The 2,973-nt window shown below is 59.3% G+C and carries 4 protein-coding genes and 1 pseudogene; all 5 read right to left on the reverse strand.

Annotated features, from left to right (window positions below):
* Nucleotides 1-336 (reverse strand): annotated as a pseudogene (locus tag RCH93_RS10440) (serine/threonine protein phosphatase); the annotation flags it as partial.
* On the reverse strand, nt 323-1,333 hold the full coding sequence (locus RCH93_RS10445; protein ID WP_306548335.1) for an ABC transporter substrate-binding protein: 1,011 nt from the start codon (nt 1,331-1,333) through the stop codon (nt 323-325). The pseudogene RCH93_RS10440 and the gene RCH93_RS10445, both read right to left, overlap by 14 nt.
* Nucleotides 1,330-1,758: an ATP-binding protein gene (locus RCH93_RS10450; RefSeq protein WP_306548336.1), complete on the reverse strand. Its 429-nt coding sequence runs from the start codon at nt 1,756-1,758 to the stop codon at nt 1,330-1,332. The genes RCH93_RS10445 and RCH93_RS10450 overlap by 4 nt, the downstream gene beginning before the upstream one ends.
* 19 nt (nt 1,759-1,777) lie before the next feature.
* Nucleotides 1,778-2,113 (reverse strand): STAS domain-containing protein, encoded by a 336-nt coding sequence (locus tag RCH93_RS10455; protein ID WP_306548337.1) that lies wholly within the window; start codon nt 2,111-2,113, stop codon nt 1,778-1,780.
* Nucleotides 2,114-2,371: 258 nt separating this feature from the next.
* Nucleotides 2,372-2,752 (reverse strand): winged helix-turn-helix domain-containing protein, encoded by a 381-nt coding sequence (locus RCH93_RS10460; protein WP_306548338.1) that lies wholly within the window; start codon nt 2,750-2,752, stop codon nt 2,372-2,374.
* Nucleotides 2,753-2,973 lie beyond the last annotated feature (221 nt).

Raw genomic sequence — 2,973 nt, forward strand, 5'->3', positions numbered from 1 at the left:
CCCGGAGGGACGGGGTTCGAACGCGGCGCCGCAACCGTAGATCTCAAGATTGTCGGCCAGCGTGGCTCGGAGCAGCGCGAGCAGTTCCTCGTTGCTCTGGCGGCTGTTTTCCAGTGATCGGCTCAGACTTTGAGTCACCCTGGCCACTGCGGTCAAGACCGTCTCCACCCGGTTCACAGAAGCCAAGGCCAGGTTGCGGGCATTGCTCTCCAGTTCTTGCTGCAAAAGAAGTCGGGACCGGTGGTAGTTGTAGCCGAGCAGCACAGTGAAAATACAGGCGCTGCAAAGCGTGATGACCAGGATCAATTTAAAGGCAATGCTGCTACCTGCGCGCATCAAACCTCCAAACAAAGGCGTTGAAGTCGGGCGCTGCGGGGATGTTCCCGTCTTTGTGCAGAATCTGCCTGGCGGCCTCATAGTCTTCCTGCCGCAGCAGGCCGCTCGCCTTGTGATTTCCTTGGGGTGTGATCAGGTCGCGCATCCGTTCCAGCATCCATTTCTGGTGCATCCGGTTGGCCGGAACCTTGGCCGCCCGCATGTATTTGATGACGATGTCGAGCGCCTCGTCGGGATGCGCGAACGCATACTCCCATCCCGCCAACGAGGCCCGGGTGAACGCTTCCGCCAGGGCAGGATCGTTGCGCACCGTCTCTTCAAGGGCGTAAAGACCGTCTTCAGGCAGATTTACCCCGTGCTCCTTGAGCAGGAAGACGCTGAGTTCATCGGCGTCAAGGCCGGAGTTGAGCAGGGTATGGTACTCGTTGTACCACATGGCGGAGGCCACATCGATTCCGCCGCGGAGGAATAGGTTGACCGTGTAGGACTGCGGCACTTCCTGCACCTGGAGATGGTGTTGTTTGAAAAAAGTGTGCGGGGGGATGGCGAAAGGGCCACCCCACAACCCAACTTTTTTGCCGTTCATGTCCGCCGGGGTGCTAATGCCGCTTGATTTCTTGGCAACCAGCATCATTGAGGATTGCTGAACGATTTGGGCCAGATTGACCAACGGCACGCCGTCGGCGCGCTCCTGGATGGCGGTGGTGAGCCAGAGGAGGGCAAAATCGGCTTTGCCCTCGCGCAGATATTCGGAAGACGGATAGTTCGGCCCGCCGCTGATGATGGTCAGGTCAACGCCGTGTTGCCGATAAATTCCCTTGTCCAGCGCGGTGTAGTAACCGGCAAACTGGGCCTGTGGGCTCCACAGGGGGATCAACGAGGCCTTTTTAAGCGCCCGCTCAGCGGCGACGCCCCATGACGTGGACGCCGCCGCAAAAAGCAGAGCCGCCCCCAGCAGCAGAACCGCCTTCAACGTCGGCGCCAATGCCCGACTCATGCCTCGGCGCCTCCAGGCGGAACATGCAGAGCCATTCGGAGTATGTTTTGCCCTCCCTGCCGCCGGTAGCTGACCTCGTCAGTCAACTTGCGGATGAAGGCGACGCCCAAGCCGCCGATCTCACGCTCCAGGATGCCGGCGGTGATGTCCGGGTCCGGGAGCGACAGGAGGTCGAACGATATGCCCTGGTCCACGATTTCGACCGCGAACCCGTCCGGATCGCCGGTGCAGGCCAGCGTCACCTCGCCTTCGGCGCCTTGATAGGCATAACGACAGATGTTGACAAAGGCCTCCTCCACAGCGACCAGCAAACCGAATTTCTTTTTGTCGTCAAGACCAAACCGGTCGGCGCGGGCCTCGACAAAACCAATCACCTCGTCCAGGTTGTCGATGTGCGCCCTGCAGGTCATCGAAGCGGGTTCCATGGCGGATACCATGGCGGATTCAGCGCGCCTTGGCCAAGGCTGCGGCAACCGAATCGTGCATCTGGAAAATGGTCCCAAAACCCGACATCTCAAACACCTCTCTGACCGTGCCCTGAACGTTGGCGAAACAAACCTGCCCCCCTTTCTTTTTCAAGACCTTGGCCATCGACAGAATCTCCCGCAGGCCGGCGCTGCTGATGTAGTCGAGGTCTTCAAAATCAACCACGAAATCAGTCCTTCCCTCCGCGATCAGTGCATGCAGCGTCTTTTGGTAGTCCGGAGCGGTGAGCGCGTCCATCTTGCCTGTCACCGTCACCACGGTCACGTCTTGTTCTTCCCTGCTCTGGATCTCCATATATCGTCTCCTGAATGTGGCCTGAATATGCCCTGAACGCGCCGGGGAATGTTTTCAATGGATGGGTTGCGCCAGCCTTTTTCTCGGCCATTGTGCGTGCGGGCCGACCAGGGCAACCAAGGCAACGCAAAGCAACCGACAATAAAAAAGGCGACCCTGTAAAGTCGCCTTGTTCATTTCAGGGCATGTCGTGCAACATGTCAAATGTATTTTTCATTGGTGATGCGTGACGGACGGTTTCTTTTCCCCCTGCAAGGGCTAGAGACGTTCGTGTTCGATCCACCCCTGGAATCGATCCACCAGGGCCCAGAAATCAGCGACCGCCTTTTGGCCGGCTTCGGTCAGCCAAGCCCCGCCGCCCTGACGGCCGCCGGCCTGTTTCTCGACCAGCGGCGCCGGCGCCAAACCGTTCATCTCTTCCACCAGGTGCCAGGCGTGGCTGAAGCTCATCTGCATCGATTTGGCGGCGGCAGACACCGAACCGTGCTCGCCGATCCGTTCCAGCAGCACCACCCGTCCCCAGGAAAGGTAGGTCCGCCCCTGGTTTTCAATCCACAGCCGGCCCTTGATCTGCATGCCGCTTTGCATCTGTCCGGCCACCATCGCGTTGTGTTCGCTTGATTTCCTTGTCTTGGGCATGGTTGCTCGAAAAAAGAAGAAGATTGCGCTGATCGGCGCGGAGATCTGATTCGACCTTTGTCCCACAAGCAATACTGAAAATCGGCGCCGGGATCAAGCCTCATGAGGGGCGCAACGGCAACGCCTGTCGGTTGGGACGGCAAGGCCAGCCAGCGGCAAAGCCGGCCTTATTTTTTAAAAAAGGCCAGCAGGGCGTGCAGGGTGGTCAGGGGGTGCGGCGG

The organism is Desulfobulbus sp., from assembly GCF_030824455.1.
Lineage (GTDB): Bacteria > Desulfobacterota > Desulfobulbia > Desulfobulbales > Desulfobulbaceae > Desulfobulbus.